This window comes from Mycobacterium hainanense (assembly GCF_041890355.1).
Taxonomy (GTDB): Bacteria; Actinomycetota; Actinomycetes; order Mycobacteriales; family Mycobacteriaceae; genus Mycobacterium; species Mycobacterium hainanense.
In genome coordinates this window covers 4774155-4790424 of sequence record NZ_CP169059.1, presented here as the reverse complement: position 1 = coordinate 4790424, position 16270 = coordinate 4774155, and the positions used below count along the sequence as shown (strand labels likewise).

At 69.4% G+C, this 16270-nt stretch carries 13 protein-coding genes; 11 read left to right on the top strand and 2 right to left on the bottom strand.

The features are described 5' to 3' along the window. The first annotated feature begins 107 nt into the window (after positions 1–107). The gene (gene eccB, locus ACEL92_RS22420) at positions 108–1475 is read left to right on the top strand and encodes a type VII secretion protein EccB (protein WP_374022809.1); all 1368 of its coding nucleotides are present in this window, start codon (positions 108–110) and stop codon (positions 1473–1475) included. Here eccB and mycP read toward each other — a convergent pair. Continuing rightward, the gene (mycP, locus tag ACEL92_RS22415) at positions 1443–2735 is read right to left on the bottom strand and encodes a type VII secretion-associated serine protease mycosin (RefSeq protein ID WP_374022808.1); all 1293 of its coding nucleotides are present in this window, start codon (positions 2733–2735) and stop codon (positions 1443–1445) included. The genes eccB and mycP overlap by 33 nt on opposite strands. After that, positions 2732–4099: a type VII secretion integral membrane protein EccD gene (gene eccD / locus ACEL92_RS22410; RefSeq protein WP_374026342.1), complete on the bottom strand. Its 1368-nt coding sequence runs from the start codon at positions 4097–4099 to the stop codon at positions 2732–2734. Before eccD ends, mycP begins: the two co-directional genes overlap by 4 nt. Positions 4100–4247: 148 nt before the next feature. Between eccD and eccCa the strand changes: the two genes are divergently transcribed. The 10 genes from eccCa to ACEL92_RS22360 all read left to right on the top strand — a co-directional run bounded on the left by eccCa (position 4248) and on the right by ACEL92_RS22360 (position 16269). Beyond that, positions 4248–7949, top strand: coding sequence for a type VII secretion protein EccCa (gene eccCa / locus ACEL92_RS22405; protein ID WP_374022807.1), 3702 nt, complete (start codon positions 4248–4250; stop codon positions 7947–7949). After that, a complete protein-coding gene (locus ACEL92_RS22400; RefSeq protein ID WP_374022806.1) occupies positions 7946–9172 on the top strand; it encodes a type VII secretion-associated protein in 1227 nt (408 codons plus the stop codon). Before eccCa ends, ACEL92_RS22400 begins: the two co-directional genes overlap by 4 nt. A 51-nt stretch (positions 9173–9223) precedes the next feature. Further along, positions 9224–9541 (top strand): WXG100 family type VII secretion target, encoded by a 318-nt coding sequence (locus ACEL92_RS22395; RefSeq protein WP_374022805.1) that lies wholly within the window; start codon positions 9224–9226, stop codon positions 9539–9541. Positions 9542–9555: 14 nt separating this feature from the next. Beyond that, positions 9556–9852, top strand: coding sequence for a WXG100 family type VII secretion target (locus ACEL92_RS22390; RefSeq protein WP_374022804.1), 297 nt, complete (start codon positions 9556–9558; stop codon positions 9850–9852). 220 nt (positions 9853–10072) lie between these two features. Continuing rightward, positions 10073–10516, top strand: a complete 444-nt coding sequence (gene rplM, locus ACEL92_RS22385) for a 50S ribosomal protein L13 (protein WP_374022803.1) — start codon at positions 10073–10075, stop codon at positions 10514–10516. Between the two features lie 17 nt (positions 10517–10533). Then, positions 10534–10998 (top strand): 30S ribosomal protein S9, encoded by a 465-nt coding sequence (rpsI, locus tag ACEL92_RS22380; protein ID WP_374026341.1) that lies wholly within the window; start codon positions 10534–10536, stop codon positions 10996–10998. A gap of 149 nt (positions 10999–11147) precedes the next feature. Then, the gene (gene glmM / locus ACEL92_RS22375; protein WP_374022802.1) at positions 11148–12494 is read left to right on the top strand and encodes a phosphoglucosamine mutase; all 1347 of its coding nucleotides are present in this window, start codon (positions 11148–11150) and stop codon (positions 12492–12494) included. A gap of 170 nt (positions 12495–12664) precedes the next feature. Further along, complete coding sequence (locus tag ACEL92_RS22370; protein WP_374022801.1) at positions 12665–15004, top strand: hypothetical protein; 2340 nt, start codon at positions 12665–12667, stop codon at positions 15002–15004. Positions 15005–15186: 182 nt separating this feature from the next. After that, positions 15187–15831, top strand: a complete 645-nt coding sequence (locus ACEL92_RS22365) for a hypothetical protein (protein ID WP_374022800.1) — start codon at positions 15187–15189, stop codon at positions 15829–15831. Between the two features lie 108 nt (positions 15832–15939). Further along, the gene (locus ACEL92_RS22360; protein WP_374022799.1) at positions 15940–16269 is read left to right on the top strand and encodes a hypothetical protein; all 330 of its coding nucleotides are present in this window, start codon (positions 15940–15942) and stop codon (positions 16267–16269) included. Position 16270 lies beyond the last annotated feature (1 nt).

Here is a 16270-nt window from a genome sequence, read left to right as displayed (position 1 = left end):
CTACCCTAAGCACGGTTCGAAAGTTCGCTGACCTGTGGATGAGTTAAGCGGCTCGATGACGCGACGGTTTACCGTTGCCGCAACAGGTCCGCAGGGGAGGGGGCTAAGTGCCGCGTCAGCCGACCACCGGCCTGCAGGTGGGCGACTACCTGTTCGAGCTGCGTCGCGTCGAGTGCGCGTTGCTGGGCGGCGATGTCCACACCCTCACCGATCGCCCGCGGGCGCAAAGGGCGGCGCTGACGATTGGATGCCTGCTCGCCGCGATCGCGATCGCCGTGGCCGCGGTCGTCGCTTTGCTACGCCCGCGGGTGACGCTGGATGGCACCCAACTGGTGATGGGGCAAGAATCCGGGGCGCTGTACGTGCGGGTGGGCGACACCTGGCATCCGGTGCTGAACCTGGCGTCGGCGCGGTTGGTCGCGGCGACGGCCGCCAAACCCAAGCCGGTGCCCGAGGCGGACCTGGCCCGCACCAAACGCGGGCCACCGCTGGGCATCCCGGGAGCACCGCAGCTGATCGGTGAGCCGTTGCCGGCCGACGAGTCGGCCTGGACGATCTGCGACGCGGACCGCGCCGGCACGACGACGGTCATCGTGGGCCGCACGGACGACGCGGCGGCCCGTCGTCTCGGTACCGGCCAGGCGGCCCTGGTCGCGGCCGGCCAGGCTTCGCCCGCGTACCTGCTTTACGACGGCCAGCGGGCCATCGTGGACCTCGCCGACCCCGCGGTGACGCGCGCGTTCCGGCTGGAGGGCCGCGCACCGCGGCCCGTTTCACCGGCGTTGCTGAACGCCATCCCCGAGGCGCCACCGATCAGGGCGCCACGGATCCGGGGTGCGGGCGAGAAGGCGGCGGCATTGCCGGGGTTCACAGTTGGCAGTGTGGTGCGCATCGCGCGGTCCGGCGGTGACGAGTATTACGCGGTGCTGGCGACCGGGATACAGCGAATCGGACAGGTGGCCGCCGATCTGCTGCGGTTCAGCAACTCCCAGGGCACCACGAATGCCCCGACGGTCGCGCCGGACGCGATCCGCGCAGCTCGGACGGTCGACGTCCTGCCGGTGGCCGGACTCCCCGACCGGACGCCCATCCTGTCGGACGACAGCGGCACATTCTGCGTCGGGTGGCGGGCGGCGCCATCGGGTCACGCCGGCGTCACGCTTCTCGGCGGTGACCGGTTGCCCCTGCCGCCCGGCCAAGCGGCGGTGACCTTGTCGAGGTCCGACGGGCCCGGCCCCGCGCTGGACGCGGTGTACGTGCCGCCCGGCCGAAGCGCCTACGTGCAAACCGGCACGCGATACCTGGTCACCGACACCGGAGCGCGGTTTCCGATCCACGACGAGGACGCCGCCCGGGCCCTCGGGCTGACGACGGCGATCCCGGCGCCGTGGCCGATCCTGCAGACCCTTCCCGCCGGCCCGGAGCTCAGCAGAGAAAAGGCGTCAACCGCCCGCGACTTGGTCCCGGCCCCGTAGTCGACCCCGGGCCACCCCAACGGCCAGCGCTATCCCCAGTGCCGCGAGGCAGATGGCGACGCCGCTCAGCGCGGTGTGTCGGGCGTGCGGGTTCGGCGGCGCCAGCGCCGGCGGAGCGGCGATAGCGGCCGGGGGCGGTGTCGGCGATGTCTCCGGCCCACCGGCATCGGTGCTGACCGCCGCCAGCGCGTCGATGGTGCCGTGGCCGACGAGCGGATCCCACCCGGCCGGGGGGTGATGCGCCGTCGACTCGATTCGCTGCATCACCTGCCGGGCGGTCAAAACCGGAAACCGGGCGCGGATCAGGGCGGCCAGCCCACTGACGACCGGCGCGGCGTAACTGGTGCCTGACACCGGTTCCGAGCCCAGCGGCGTGACGGCCTCACCGGGCGCGGCGACGTCGACCCAGGGCCCGGCGAGTGTGAAGGCCGACGGCGCCCCCTGGCTGTCCACCGAACCGACGGTGAGTACGTAGTCGTCGTACCACGCCGGACTGGCCACCACCGTGACGGTTTCCCAAGTGGCATCCGAGCGCTGGGCAGGACACTGCGCTGCGCCGCCGGTGTTGCCGGCCGCGGCGACGACGACGACGTTCTTGACATCCACGGCGTAGGCCAGCGCGGCGCCGAGCGCGCGGTCATCGAGCGGGGAGGCGGCCGGGACGCAGGCGACCGAGGAGATGTTGATCACCGAGGCACCCAGATCCGCGGCGGTGCGGATGGCTCTGGCCATGGTGTCGACGTCGCCGACGCCGGTCCGGGACCGATCGCTGACGGGGGAGAACTTCGCGCTGGACTGGCGAATGCTGATCAGGGTGGCTTCGGGCGCCACCCCGCCGAAGCCAGCGCCGTTCGAATCCGGGGCCGCCGCAATGATTCCCGCGACCAGTGTGCCGTGTGCGTCGCAATCCTGGGTGCCGTCGCCGGTGGAGACGTAGTCGCCGCCCGGCACCACATCAGCTAGCAGGCGCTGCCGCGAAATGCCGGTGTCGATGACCGCGACCCGTTGTCCGGCACCGCGGGTCAGGGGCCAAACTCGCGCCAGGTCGAGGATGTCCGGCGGGCGGTAGGGCGCCGGTCCGGTCGTCATGGTCGCGCACACCTCGCGTTGCACGGTCGGAGCGGCCGGCGCCGGCCGCGCCGGCTTCGGTAACCACTTGTCGTCGATCTGCGGCGGCGAAACCGCCTGTGCGGGCGGGGTTCCAGCCAGTGATACCAGCGCCCAGGCCAACAGGACGCGCCCGGCGGGAGACCTCCTCATCGGAGGTGCAGTCCCCGGGCGGCGCCATAAATTCCACACAGCCAGCAAGTCAGCGGGACGCTCGCTACCAGAGCGAGCCACTCCAGGGCATCGACCGTTCGGCGCAACAAGGGGCGAGTCGACATGGTGGGCGCGAAGCAGCCCAAGCAGATGGCCCCGGCGGCCAGCGTTCCCGCTGCCGCGGCCACCCACGGCCCGCGTCCCGGTGTGCTCGAGGTGGCGGCTACCCCGAATGTCGTTCCCACGACGGCGATTCCGGCGGTCACGAACGTCAGCATCCTGACGCTGTCACCACTACGCGCACGCAGTAATAACAACGCGCCGGTGACGCCGCCAAACGCGATGCAAGACAGGCGCGGCGCACCGGCCAGGACGGTGACGACGGCGCCGACGGCCGCCGACGACGCAAACCCGCCAAGCAGGCTGGACAACCAGGCGTCGGCGCGCAGCGCACGCGCCGCCAGGCCGGACCCGTCTGCTTCGGTGTCATCCGCGCCCGGCCGTACCCATGGTGATAGCCCCGCCAACACGACGGACACCCGGGCCCCCACGCCAAGCAAACCAAGCGATACCAGCGTCGATGCCGCGCCGATCGCGTACGGCGGTGCGCCGGTGATCGCCCCCACGAAGGCGGCGGTCGCGACAACCGTTGCGGCGCACGACACGGCGGTGAGCACGACCACGGCGCGGGGCGAGGCCCGGATCGCCAAGACGCAGGTGACCGCCGCCGCCGTCGCGGCCAGCAAGACGTTGTAAACCCCAGGCCCGCCCGGCACCGCCAAAAAGCCGGCGACCGCGGCGAACGTGGTCGCCATCGCGTTGAGCGCCAGCTCGGCGACCGCATCCCGGTGGAGTCGGTGCGTCGCGGCAGCCGATAGCAGAGCGATCACGCCGACCATCACCAACACACCCACTGTCGCATGACGATCGCGGTCGATGCTGCCGCTGAGGGCATTTCGGACCAGGACCAACAGGCCGATGGCGCTCAGGGCATTCGCCGCCAGCGCACCGGTGAGCCGCACCGCCAGTGGGTGCCCCGAAGCTGCCGAAACTCCGGAATCCGCCAGCGCCTCCGACACTGCCTCCGCGGCGTCGTGGTGACGAGGAGCGGGCGGCGGCGTCGACCGCTGGCTGAGCACCAGAACGGCGCCGTCTCCGATCCCGCTCTGCGCCAGCGTCTTCGACGGATCCAAGGCAGAGGATCCGGGGCGCGATAGGTGATAGCGCTTCGCGGTCAAACCGCCATCGCCGTCCCGGACGTGCAGCATGTCGACGATCGACGGCGTCAGTACGGCGACGGGTACTTCGGACGGCAGTGCGAGGTCGGCGACGGCCGAGCCGGCATGAATCGACACCCGGCGCATCCCCAAATCGGTTGCAGGCAAAGGCGACCCTTTCAGTCGGAATTCGAAAGAACATAGCCACCATTCGGTCTTGCGGTGTGCGCCTGTCCACAGGTGAGTTGTCGTCGAATGCCGTGCTGCCTACGGTCGTCGGACGGGAGGGGACGAGATGGCCCAGGAATTCGTGCCCGAGGCACGGCGGCGGGCGCCGGCGGTGCCGACCGCGGACCTCGTCGTGGACGCACCGCCTGAGCCGCCGTCGCCGGCGGAGCCGGGCCTGCTGTCCCGGTTGCTGCCGGCCGCGTTGGCGGTCGCCGGGATGGGCGCGATGGCGGCGGCATTCACACCCGGGTCGGGCGCGGCCCGCACACCCATGTTCCTAGCCCTCCCTATGATGCTGTTGGGCTCCACGTTGGTGACAGCCCTGTCCGGACGCATCCGCCGCCGGCGCGGCGGGGTCAATGCCGATCGCCTGCGCTACCTCGCGTACCTCGGCCGGCTGCGTAACGCGGTCGTCGAAACCGCTGCCGCACAGCATCACTCACTGACGTGGAATCATCCCGACCCCGACACGCTGTGGACATTGGTCGGGGGTCGGAGAATGTGGGAGCGGCGGGTCACCGATCCCGACTTCTGCCTTGTCCGAGTCGGTACGGGACCCCAGCCGCTTGCCACTCGGCTGGTGGCTCCGCAGCCGCCGGAGCCCGCCGACCCGGTCACCGCCGCCGCGTTGGATCGCTTCGTGCGCGCGCATGCGACGATCGTCGGACCGATCACCGTGACGCTGCGCGAAAGCCCGCGCGTCACCGTCGACGGTGACGCGGCCGCCGCCCGCGGGATGTTGCGGGCGATGGTTTGCCAGCTCGCGGTCTTACACCCTCCCGATCAATTGCTGATCGTCGCCGTCATCGGCGAACGAGACCGTTGTCAGTGGGAGTGGCTGAAATGGTTGCCGCACAACCAACACCCGACGCTGGTCGACGGGGCGGGCCCGGTGCGCATGGTGTACCGCAGCACGGACGAGGCGCGAGACGCGCTGGACGGCGTGCGAGCGGCGCATACGGTGGTGGTCGCGGACTCGGACCGGGATGCCGAAGGATTTGCCGGCGCGACCGTCGTCCAGATCGGCGCGGACCGCGACGACACCCCGGTGACCATCACCGGCGCCGGCGAAACCCAGGTCCCGGCGTGCCCCGACCGGCTGGACCCCCTGGAGGCGCTGGTATGTGCCCGCCGCTTGGCGATGTACCGGGCCGGCACCGCATTTCGTCGCGGCGATGCAGCGGGCTGGCCGAACCTGGCGGGCATCGGCGATGTGGCGGGGTTTGACCCGCTCACGCTGTGGCAAAGCCAAGATCACCGCGACCGGCTCCGCGTCCCGATCGGGAGCCGAGCCGATGGGACATCCGTGGAGCTGGACATCAAGGAGGCCGCGGAAAGCGGCATGGGTCCACATGGGCTGTGCGTGGGGGCCACCGGATCGGGCAAGTCGGAGCTGTTGCGCACGATCGCATTGGGCATGATGGCGCGCAACTCCCCCGAGGTGCTCAATCTGCTGCTCATCGACTTCAAAGGCGGGGCAACGTTTCTCGATTACGCCCGAGCCCCGCACGTGGCCGCGGTAATCACCAACCTCGCCGACGAGGCGCCGCTGGTCGCCAGGATGCGCGACGCGCTGGCCGGTGAAATGAATCGCCGGCAACGGCTGCTGCGGGCGTCCGGCCGTGTCAGCGCCGCGGCGTACGAGCAAGCGCGCCGGATGGGGGCCACGTCGACCGCCCTGCCCAGCCTGTTCATCATCGTCGACGAGTTCTCCGAATTACTCAGTCAGCACCCGGATTTCGCCGACATGTTCGTGGCGATCGGACGTCTCGGCCGGTCATTGGGCATGCATTTGCTGCTGGCCAGCCAACGACTCGACGAGGGCCGACTGCGTGGACTCGACGCCCACCTGTCCTACCGAATCTGCTTGAAGACGTTGTCCGCCGCCGAATCACGAGCCGTGCTGGGCGCTCCGGATGCATACGAGTTACCCAACGACCCCGGGGTGGGATACCTGCGTACGAGCGGCGGAGATCTTGTTCGCTTCGCCGCCGCTTACGTGTCGGGACCGGCACCGTGCATCGGGCCAGCCTCGGCGTCCGTGACGAATTCTTCCGTGCGCACGTTCGGCACTCGAAGCGTCGGGGCCATCACCCGCCCCGCCGAGACCGGGGCATCGCCGCCGCGGACGACCCTGCACGCGGTCCTGGACCGGCTGTGTCGGCATGGCCCGCCTGCGCACCAGGTCTGGCTGCCACCGCTGGGCCCGGCGCCCGCGCTGCACACCCTGCTCCGCGACGTTGCACCCGCGCGAGGCGCCCTGACGGTACCGCTCGGCCTCGTCGACCGGCCCTTCGAGCAGCGGCGAACGCCGTTGCTGGTCGATTTGCGCGGCGCCGCAGGCAATGTGGCGATCGTCGGGGCGCCGCAGACGGGCAAGTCGACGGCGATCCGCACAATGATCACCGCGCTGGCGGCAACCCACTCGCCGCAGCAGGTGCAGGTCTACTGCCTGGACTTCGGCGGCGGTGCGCTGACCTCGACACGGACCATCCCGCATGTCGGGGCCGTCGCCGGCAGGGCCGAACCACGACTGGTCGCGCGGATCGTTGCCGAATGCGAGTCGATCATCCGGTCGCGGGAAACCCTTTTCGGCGACCTTGCTCTCGGGTCGATCGCCGAGTACCGCGAGCTGCGCGCGCAGGGCCGGGCGCCGGACACCGATCCGTTCGGGGACGTCTTCCTGGTCGTCGACGGCTGGGCGAGCCTATGCCAGGACTTCGGTGGATTGGAGTCGTCGGTCACCGCGGTTGCCTCCCGGGGGCTTTCGTTCGGTGTGCATGCGGTGTTGTCCGCGTCGCGGTGGGCGGAGATCAGGCCGGCGCTGCGTGACCAGATCGGCACACGCATCGAGCTGAGACTGGGTGATCCCGCCGATTCCGAACTGGACCGAAAAGCGGCGCAACACGTTCCGCACGGCAGGCCGGGCCGGGGTCTTTGCGCCGATGGGTCCCAGATGATGATCGGCTTGCCCATCGCCGAGATCGACACCGCCGAACCGGTGGCGCCGCCGATACCGTTGCTCCCCGAGCTGATCGATTGCCGCGGCGTCGTCGAAGCGGCGGGTGCCGGTCTCGGCGACCGTATCCTCCTCGGGCTCGACGAGCGCCGGCTGCAGCCGGTGGCGTGCGAGCTCGACCGGCTTGCCCACCTTCTCGTGGTGGGCGACAAGGAGTGCGGCAAGACGTCGACGCTACGAACGCTGTGCCGCGAGATCGTCCGAACCAAGAGCCCGGCGCAAGCGCAGCTGCTCATCGTCGACTTTCGGCGCTCCCTGCTCGGCGTCGTCGAGTCAGAGCACCTGGCGGGGTACGCCATGTCGCCGGGCGCGCTCGCCGGCATGCTGCCGGATCTGCTTGACCTGCTGGAGCGGCGAATGCCCCCGGCCGACGCGAGCCAGGCGCAGCTGCGAGCCCGGTCCTGGTGGTCCGGGCCCGACGTCTTTGTCGTGGTCGACGATTACGACGTGGTGGCCGGCCCGGCCGGCAATCCGCTTGCGCCGATCACCGAATACCTGCCGTACGCACCGGATCTGGGCTTGCATCTGGTCATCGCGCGCCGCAGCGGCGGCGCCGAGCGCGCGTTCTTCGAACCCCTGCTGGCGGGTGTGCGTGACTTCGGCTGCATGACCCTGATGATGAGTGGATCCCCCGGCGGGGACGCCCCTTTCGGCTCGAGTCGCCCGGGGCGGTTGCCGCCTGGCCGCGGAGTCCTGTTCACCCGCGCGGGCGACGAACAGCTCATCCAGGTGGCCTGGAGCGCTCCATGAGCGAACATCGCGTCGTCATCGAAGCGGGCCCTGGCACGATTCGCCGATTATGTTGCCGGACAAGCGCAGTCGTCGACGAGCGAACCTCCGACATCATCGCGACGGCCCTGAGTGCGATCGATGATCGGACTGCGCTGGTGAGCGAACGTCCGATCGCCGTTGCGTCGGTGTGGGCGAGCGCGTTGCGGTCCGTGGCCTGTGCGGGCGGTAAGGGCATGGTCGTGGTGCACCCGTCCTGGTGGTCATCCTCGCGCGTCGGGGTGGTGAGCAGTGCGGCCGCCACCGTGTCCGACGACGTGTTGGTGCGGCCCCGGTCATGGTTGCTGGCGCGGGCCGCGGGCACCGATCCGGAAGCGGCGATCGTGGTGGAGATCGTCGACCGGATGGCGGTGGTCGGTGGTGTCGACGTCGTCGCCATCGGGCGCAGGGCGCAGCCGTGCGCCGTCGCCGACGAGGTGGTGGCCGCGATCGCCGGCCGCTGCGCGGGCGTCCTGCTCATCGACGCGCCGGGCACCGTCGCCGGGTCGTCGACCCTTGCGGCGGCGATCGTGGACGCGGTGCGCGGCACCGGGCAGGCCGTGGTCCGAATCGACGACGCCCGGCTGGTTCGGTTGGCCCGGCTGGCGGTGTCGGATCTCGACCGGCCACCCAAGGGGGGTGACGATCGTGGCCGGCCCCGCGCGCGGACGCTCGCCGGCATCGGCGCGGCCGCCATCGTGCTGGCCGCGGCGGCCCCGGCCGTGCTCAACGCGGATCGGCACCGCGCGGTGAGCGCGCCGCTGGTCCCGGCCGTGCCCGCCGCGTTTCTGGTGGAAGGCCGGGTGGCAGTGACGGTGCCCGCCGGTTGGCCCACCCAGCGGGTGGTCGCCGGGCCGGGTTCGGCGCGGGTCCAGGTCACCTCCCCGTCCGATCCCGAGGTGGCGTTGCACGTCACGCAGTCGCCGGTCGTCGGTGAGACGCTGAGCGGCACCGCCGAGCGGTTGAAGCAGGCGATCGACGCGGAGCCCGCGGGCGTGTTCGTCGATTTCAACCCCTCGGGCACCAGTGCCGGCAGGCCGGCGGTGACCTACCGCGAAGTCCGCGCCACCCATCACGTGTGGTGGACGGTGCTGCTGGACGGCCCGGTGCGGATCAGCCTCGGATGTCAGAGCCGGCCCGGCGGGGAAGAGGCCGTGCGCGGCCCCTGCGAGCAGGCGGTGCGGTCTGCCCACGCGGTCGGATGAACCGGGAAAAGTCGGTGGAACCAAATGAGCGTTGCCCGGGTCGAACTTGGTATGAGTGCATCCAACACACTGAGCACCGACTTCGACCTGATGCGATCGGTTGCGGGCGCCACGGACGCCCGCAACGAGGAGATCCGGGCCATGCTGCAGGCGTTCATCGGCCGCATGGGTGCGGTGCCCGCGTCGGTGTGGGGCGGGGCCGCGGCCGCGCGGTTCAAAGATGTGGTCGATCGCTGGAATGCCGAGTCGTTGCGGCTCTATCACGTCCTGCACGCGATCGGCGAGACCATTCGGCACAACGCGGCCACCCTGCAGGAGGCCGGCCACGACCACGCGGCCCACATCGCCGCCGCCGTAGGAAACCTGTAGCCGGGGGATCATCCATGGAATCGGCGCTGTCCTACAACTTCGGCGAGATCGAGTATTCGGTGCGGCAGGAAATCCACACCACATCCGCCCGCCTGAACGCGGCGCTGGATGAACTGCGGGCGCAGATCGCCCCGTTGCAGCAGCTCTGGACCCGCGAGGCTGCGGCCGCCTACCAGGTCGAACAACAGAAATGGCACCAGTCGGCGACCGCCCTCAACGAGATCCTGGTCGATCTGGGCAACGCGGTGCGCGACGGAGCGGACCAGGTAGCGGACGCCGATCGGCGGGCGGCGAGCGCCTGGGGCCGCTAGCCGCGCCCATAGTCGTCTGTGTGGTCCTGGCGGAGGAGAGCCGCTGGGACCACACAGTCGTTTTGACCTGCGGGGACGCGCATCGGTAAGCTGCTCGGTTGGCGTGCGGTACGCCAGGGCCTCGGGTCAACGTCGGTCGCCGAGATCAGCCTTACCGCAATTGCCTGACCGGCACCCGGCTCGACCCGGGATCCACCTCGAGAAAGAAAAGGTAAGCGCTGTGCCCACCTACGCGCCAAAGGCGGGTGACACCACGCGGTCGTGGTACGTCATCGACGCCACGGACGTGGTGCTTGGCCGCCTTGCCGTCGCGGCAGCCACCCTGCTGCGCGGCAAGCACAAGCCGACGTTCGCCCCCAACGTCGATGGCGGTGACTTCGTCATCGTCATCAACGCCGACAAGGTCGCCCTGTCCGGCGACAAACTGCAGAGCAAGCTGGCTTACCGCCACTCGGGGTACCCCGGCGGCCTGCGCTCGCGCACGACCGGCGAGCTGATGGAGAAGCACCCCGACCGGGTCGTCGAGAAGGCGATCGTCGGCATGCTGCCCAAGAACAAGCTCAGCCGTCAGATCCAGCGCAAACTCCACGTCTACGCCGGCCCGGAGCACCCGCACGCCGCTCAGAAGCCGGTTCCGTACGAGATCAAGCAGGTGGCCCAGTGACCGAAACGACCGAGGCCCTGGACCCCACGGCCACCGAAACCCCGGACGTCCCGGCCGAGGCGCCCGCCCCCGCGGCCGCCGAGTCCTTCGTCTTCGACCGGCCCATCCAGACCGTCGGCCGCCGCAAGGAGGCCGTGGTGCGGGTGCGCCTGGTGCCCGGCACCGGCAAGTTCGACCTCAACGGCCGCAGCCTGGAGGACTACTTCCCCAACAAGGTGCACCAGCAGCTCATCAAGGCCCCGCTGGTCACGGTCGACCGGGTGGACAACTTCGACATCTTCGCCCTGCTGCACGGCGGCGGCCCGTCGGGCCAAGCCGGTGCGCTGCGGCTGGGCATCGCCCGGGCGCTGATCCTGGCGCAGCCCGAGGACCGGCCCGCGCTGAAGAAGGCCGGCTTCCTCACCCGTGACCCCCGTGCCACCGAGCGCAAGAAGTACGGCCTGAAGAAGGCCCGCAAGGCGCCTCAGTACAGCAAGCGCTGATCAACCATCACTTTCTGGCCGCAACGGGGCCTCAAACTGGGACGTTCCGCGCCCGTATCGGCGTGTCTGCGCCCAAACGCGCCCCGTTTCGGTCAGAAAAGAACGGGCACGTTAGGTGCTGAACCGTCAACTGTGAGAGGTTTGTCCGCATGGGTCGACTATTCGGCACCGACGGTGTCCGCGGGGTCGCCAATCGCGAGTTGACGGCGGAGCTGGCGCTCGAGTTGGGCGCCGCCGCCGCGCGGCACCTGGCGAGCGCGGGCGGGCCCGGTCGGCGCGTCGCCGTGATCGGGCGCGACCCTCGCGCCAGCGGCGAGATGCTGGAGGCCGCGGTGATCGCCGGGCTGACCAGCCAGGGCGTCGACGCGCTGCGGGTCGGGGTCCTCCCCACACCCGCGGTGGCCTACCTGACCGGCGCGTACGACGCCGATTTCGGCGTGATGATCTCGGCGTCGCACAACCCGATGCCCGACAACGGCATCAAGATCTTCGGCCCCCGCGGCCGCAAGCTCGACGATGACACTGAGGACCGGATCGAGGCGCTGGTCGCTGACACCTCCGCGGAAGTGGGGATGCGCCCCGTCGGCGCCGGCATCGGCCGCGTCATCGACGCCGAGGACGCCGACGACCGCTACCTGCGCCACCTGAGCAAGGCCGCCACGCTGCGGCTCGACGGCCTGACCGTGGTGGTCGACTGCGCCCACGGCGCGGCCTCATCGGTGGCGCCGCGCGCCTACCGCGCGGCCGGGGCCCGGGTCATCGCGATCAACGCCGACCCCAACGGCCTGAACATCAACGACAACTGCGGCTCCACCCATCTGGATTCGCTGCGCGCCGCGGTCATCGACCACCGCGCCGACCTGGGCCTGGCCCACGACGGCGACGCCGACCGCTGCCTGGCCATCGACGCCAACGGCGAGCTGGTCGACGGCGACGCCATCATGGTCGTGCTCGCGCTGGCCATGCGCGAGGCCGGCGAGCTGGCCTCCGACACGCTGGTGGCCACCGTGATGAGCAACCTCGGGCTGCACCTGGCCATGCGCGCCGCCGGGATCACCGTGCGCACCACCGGTGTCGGCGACCGCTACGTCCTCGAGGAGCTGCGGGCGGGCGAGTACAGCCTGGGCGGCGAGCAGTCCGGCCACATCGTGATGCCCGCGCTGGGCTCCACCGGGGACGGCATCGTCACCGGGCTGCGGCTGATGACGCGCATGGTGCAGACCGGTTCGTCGCTGACCGAGCTCGCCGCGCCGATGCAGACGCTGCCGCAGGTGCTGATCAACGTCCGGGTCGCCGATAAGGACACCGCTGCCGCCGCGCCCGCCGTGCGCACCGCGGTCGGCGCCGCCGAGGCCGAACTCGGCGACACGGGCCGAATCCTGTTGCGCCCGTCGGGAACCGAGCCCGTCATCCGGGTCATGGTCGAAGCGCCCGAGGCCGACGTCGCCCAGCGCGTGGCGAACCGGGTCGCCGAGGCCGTCAGCTCTGCGCACTGAACGCCCGCTCAGCCTGGCGGCGCGGTCCGCGACTGAGTTGATCAGTAGGCCCGTGCCAGTAATCTTGTCGCCAGCGCCGAAACGGGGGTGGTGATGGTTGTCGGTGGCGGTTCGCCGCAGGTCGCGGTCCGCTTGGCTGGTCGGGGTGTGGGACGCGGCGGGGGAAAGCGGTGCAGCTAAAGCATCTCACCATCGGTGAGCTCGTCGCCGGGGCCGGCGGTGATCCGTGGGAGGTCAACCGAACCCTGCAGGCGGGCCAGCCGGGGCAGATCGCCAGCCTGGCCACCGCATTTCATGGCGCGGGACGCTCCACGGCCGAGGCAGACCATGCGTTCGAGCAGGCGCGCAAGCGTTTCGATGCGGCCTGGAATCACCAGAACGGCGATCACCCGATCAACAGCTCCGCCGAGGTGCAGCGCACCGCCCAGGCGCTGGGAGCCCAGTCCGAGCAATTGCCCAAGATCGGCGCCGACCTGGAAAACATCGCCGCCACGCTGGCCGAGGCGCAAAAAACCGGCGCGGGAGAGATTGCCTCCTTGGAAGCCAAGTTGGAGCAGCTCGATCACCTGATCGATCTGGCGATGCTGGATCTGCAGGACCATCCGGACGCGGCGAGCCAACAGGAGCTGCAGTCGATCATCAGCGTGCTCAAAGGCGCCGCGGTGAATGACACCAAAGACGCGCTCGACCTGCTGCAGGCGACACGTCACAACTACTCGGACTCGCTGCACCAGGCGCAGACCAATCTGGCCAACGACGGGTACGACCCGGGCCGGGTCCTGGGTGTCGACGGTCATGAGGCCGAGACACCCGAGCAGGCCGAACAGGACGTCAAGGGCGCGCTGGCCGGTGACAAGGGGGCCGCCGCCCGCGTGAACGGGTTGCTGAACTCGATCACGCCCGATCAGCGGGCGGGAAAGGTTCCGTTGACCGCCGAACAGGCGTCGGTGTTGAGCCAGCTACAAGCCCAAGAACACGGCATGTCGATCGACGCGCTCAACACCGCCGAACAACGGCTCGGCGACGAGAAGGGCATGATCGGCAACTCGTGGCAGCTGATGAGCAATCCCAACCTCACGTTCCCCAAGACGCCGCTGCAGATCGGCGCGAAGCAAGGCACCGACACCGTGAAGGGTGGGGCCGCGCAGCTGCCCGAAAGTGTGCAGCAGGCGCTGAATTCGTCCGGCCTGGAATACATGCGCCAAACCAACGACATCGCCAACATCGTCAAGGACGGCGACAAGTCCTTCCAGACGAACACGGATCTGGACCGGGCGATGATCCGTAAGGCGGGCGCCATGATGGACACCCCGCTGTGGCAGCACGACCCGGCGAGCCAGGGCCAAAACGTCGAGCGCGATCCCGCCATGGACCCTGCGGTGTCCAACGTGCTGTCCGCGGTGTCGCCGGATCACCAGGTCGTCCACGACACCATGACCGGCGGCGATCACGACAAGTTCCTGCAGAATCTGACCCATCACGCCTGGAAGGACAACGGCCAGGCGGTCGGTTCGCTGTTCTCCTGGACCGGCGACGCCGCGCAGGGGCCGGAAGCCAAGATCGCGGGTGAAACCGCCCGTGCCTACAGCACCTACATCGGCGGCCATCAGCAGGAGCTACTTCACCTTCCGGGTAACCACACGCTGGGCCAGGTGAATCCCAATCTCGTGCAGGCTATGGGACACGGTCTGGATCCCTACATAAACAACATCGCTGGAACATCCAACCGGCTACCCGAATTCGGTGATCCCGTCGACAAGTGGCCGGATCAGCGGTCCGGTGCGCTACCGGTGGCCAAAGGCGTCTTCTCGGTGATCGATAGCGACCCCACCGCCGCCAAAGACTTCAACGGCCACGCCTATGCACAGGCTGTTCTGCACGATTCTCAATTTGCGCTGAATCCCCACCGTGACGGCTACAGCGACCAGCTCTACGACGCTGCCACGCTCAGGGGACTGGTCGATGTCGGAACACACAACGCCTACCAAGCCAACGAACAAAACGGCTACCACCAACAGCTTTCGGAATACGACTCGAAGAAGTTGGCCTACGAGGACGGCGTGCAAGCCGCCTCCACAGCCGGTGGATGGGTGCCAGGAGTGGGCAAGGTCGCCGGACCCACCATCGGGATCCTCGGCCACAGCCTTGAAAACGACATACTCGGACCGGCGCCCACCGCTCCGGGTCAAACTGCCATCCAGCCCATGGACATCGGAAGCGCCGATCAAGAGATGCTTGATGCGTTGCTCGGGGCAAATCAGCCCATCTCAGGGTTGCCGCCCGAATATGTTGTCCACGACCACGACCACCCGAATGGACGAATAGCAACCCTCGACGAACTGCAATCGAAATATCCCGGCCTGACCGCTGGCCAGTACAACAGCGTGATTGGCCCGGCGCTGTCTCAGGCACTTGCCTTGCCGCCCAACGAGAAGATGTCGCCAGACCAGTACATGGTCGACCGCTACAACGAAGTCATCGGCGTGCCAGAGCCCCCGGGCCACAAATGACAGGTACCCGACGCGCGTTGCGCCGTTTCGCAGCACACTCAATAACCGCGGTGCTGATTTTGGCCGGTTGCAGCTCGAACCACCAGTCTCAGCAGCCAACGCCTACACCGCCGAAGCCAGCGGGATGGCCCGCGACCCTCAGCGACTTCACCGTAGTTTGGACGGCCGAACCCGGGATCGACGTGACCACTTGGCCCGCGGTGGCGGTACGGGCGTACGCCGAGTCCTACTTGCTCACCCGGCTCACTGGTGATGACAGATACCTGTACCCGGGGTTCCAGCAGGCGGTCGATCGCAACCAGCCCGCTGATCATCCGACCGGCACCCAATTCCTGTGGCCCAAGCTCAAGGATCCCCAACGCCCGTGGGTGGGCACTGAGCAGGCCCATATCCTGTCGATTGCAAGATCCGGTCGCGACGTCACAGTGGTGACTTGCGAGTATCTGTTCGGCGCCGCCGACGAGGGCCACCACCGGGGCTACAGTCCGATCATCGCCCAGCCACCGCCAGATTCGGGCATCTATCCGATGCGGATCACGATGACCGCTCCGGCGACTGCCGGCCCACAGCTTCCCCCGCAGTCGGGGCCGGCGCGCGCGCCCTCGATCGATGTGTTCGGCGGTTGGCGGATCACCAGCCATCAGGGTGGGTATTTCGCCGGATACGGGCTCGCACCCGAATGGCCTGATGTTGCTCAGGACACCGATGCCTGTCGCGCCAAGGCGCCCGCACACCCAGATCTGATACGCGGCGGCGAATATCCCCGCGCCGACTTTCCCACCTTGGCGCCGGCTCCGGGCTGGCCGGCCGCGAGTCCGGCATCGTAGCGACCAATAGGGTTCGCCCGCAAGGCTTTTCACCATCCCGCACCGGCCGACGCGGAATGCGCCGAATGTCCCCGGAACCCGGGCGCGTGTCTGGGCGTCGGATTAGGCATGAGATTCGACAGGGGAATACGACCCGTCACCGTGGCCCGCACCGAGATCGACGTCGCGGCGACGCACCGCATCGCCGACCAGTTCCGCGCCGCCGCCGACCTTCTCGACCGCACCCTGAGCGATCAGCTGGGCAGGTTGGCTTTCGGCGGCGCCGCCGCCGGGAGGGCGCACGCCGCGCGGGGCGACGCGCTGCGCGTCGAGTTGGAGCGGCTGACCGCCGAAGTGGCCCAGTGGTCGCGCGCGTCCGGCGAGATCGCCGCCGCCCTGCGCGTCAGCGCCGACCGCTACGCCGACGCCGAGGCGTATGCCGCGGAACGGATCGCCTGAC

Excerpts from the sequence above, each read along its gene's own strand:
- ACEL92_RS22390 (WP_374022804.1), top strand. The coding sequence starts at position 9,556 with ATGGAATCGGCGCTGTCCTACAACTTCGGCGAGATCGAGTATTCGGTG.
- ACEL92_RS22360 (WP_374022799.1), top strand. The coding sequence starts at position 15,940 with ATGAGATTCGACAGGGGAATACGACCCGTCACCGTGGCCCGCACCGAG.
- glmM (WP_374022802.1), top strand. The coding sequence starts at position 11,148 with ATGGGTCGACTATTCGGCACCGACGGTGTCCGCGGGGTCGCCAATCGC.
- ACEL92_RS22395 (WP_374022805.1), top strand. The coding sequence starts at position 9,224 with ATGAGTGCATCCAACACACTGAGCACCGACTTCGACCTGATGCGATCG.
- eccD (WP_374026342.1), bottom strand. The coding sequence starts at position 4,099 with ATGCGCCGGGTGTCGATTCATGCCGGCTCGGCCGTCGCCGACCTCGCA.
- mycP (WP_374022808.1), bottom strand. The coding sequence starts at position 2,735 with ATGAGGAGGTCTCCCGCCGGGCGCGTCCTGTTGGCCTGGGCGCTGGTA.
- eccCa (WP_374022807.1), top strand. The coding sequence starts at position 4,248 with ATGGCCCAGGAATTCGTGCCCGAGGCACGGCGGCGGGCGCCGGCGGTG.
- ACEL92_RS22400 (WP_374022806.1), top strand. The coding sequence starts at position 7,946 with ATGAGCGAACATCGCGTCGTCATCGAAGCGGGCCCTGGCACGATTCGC.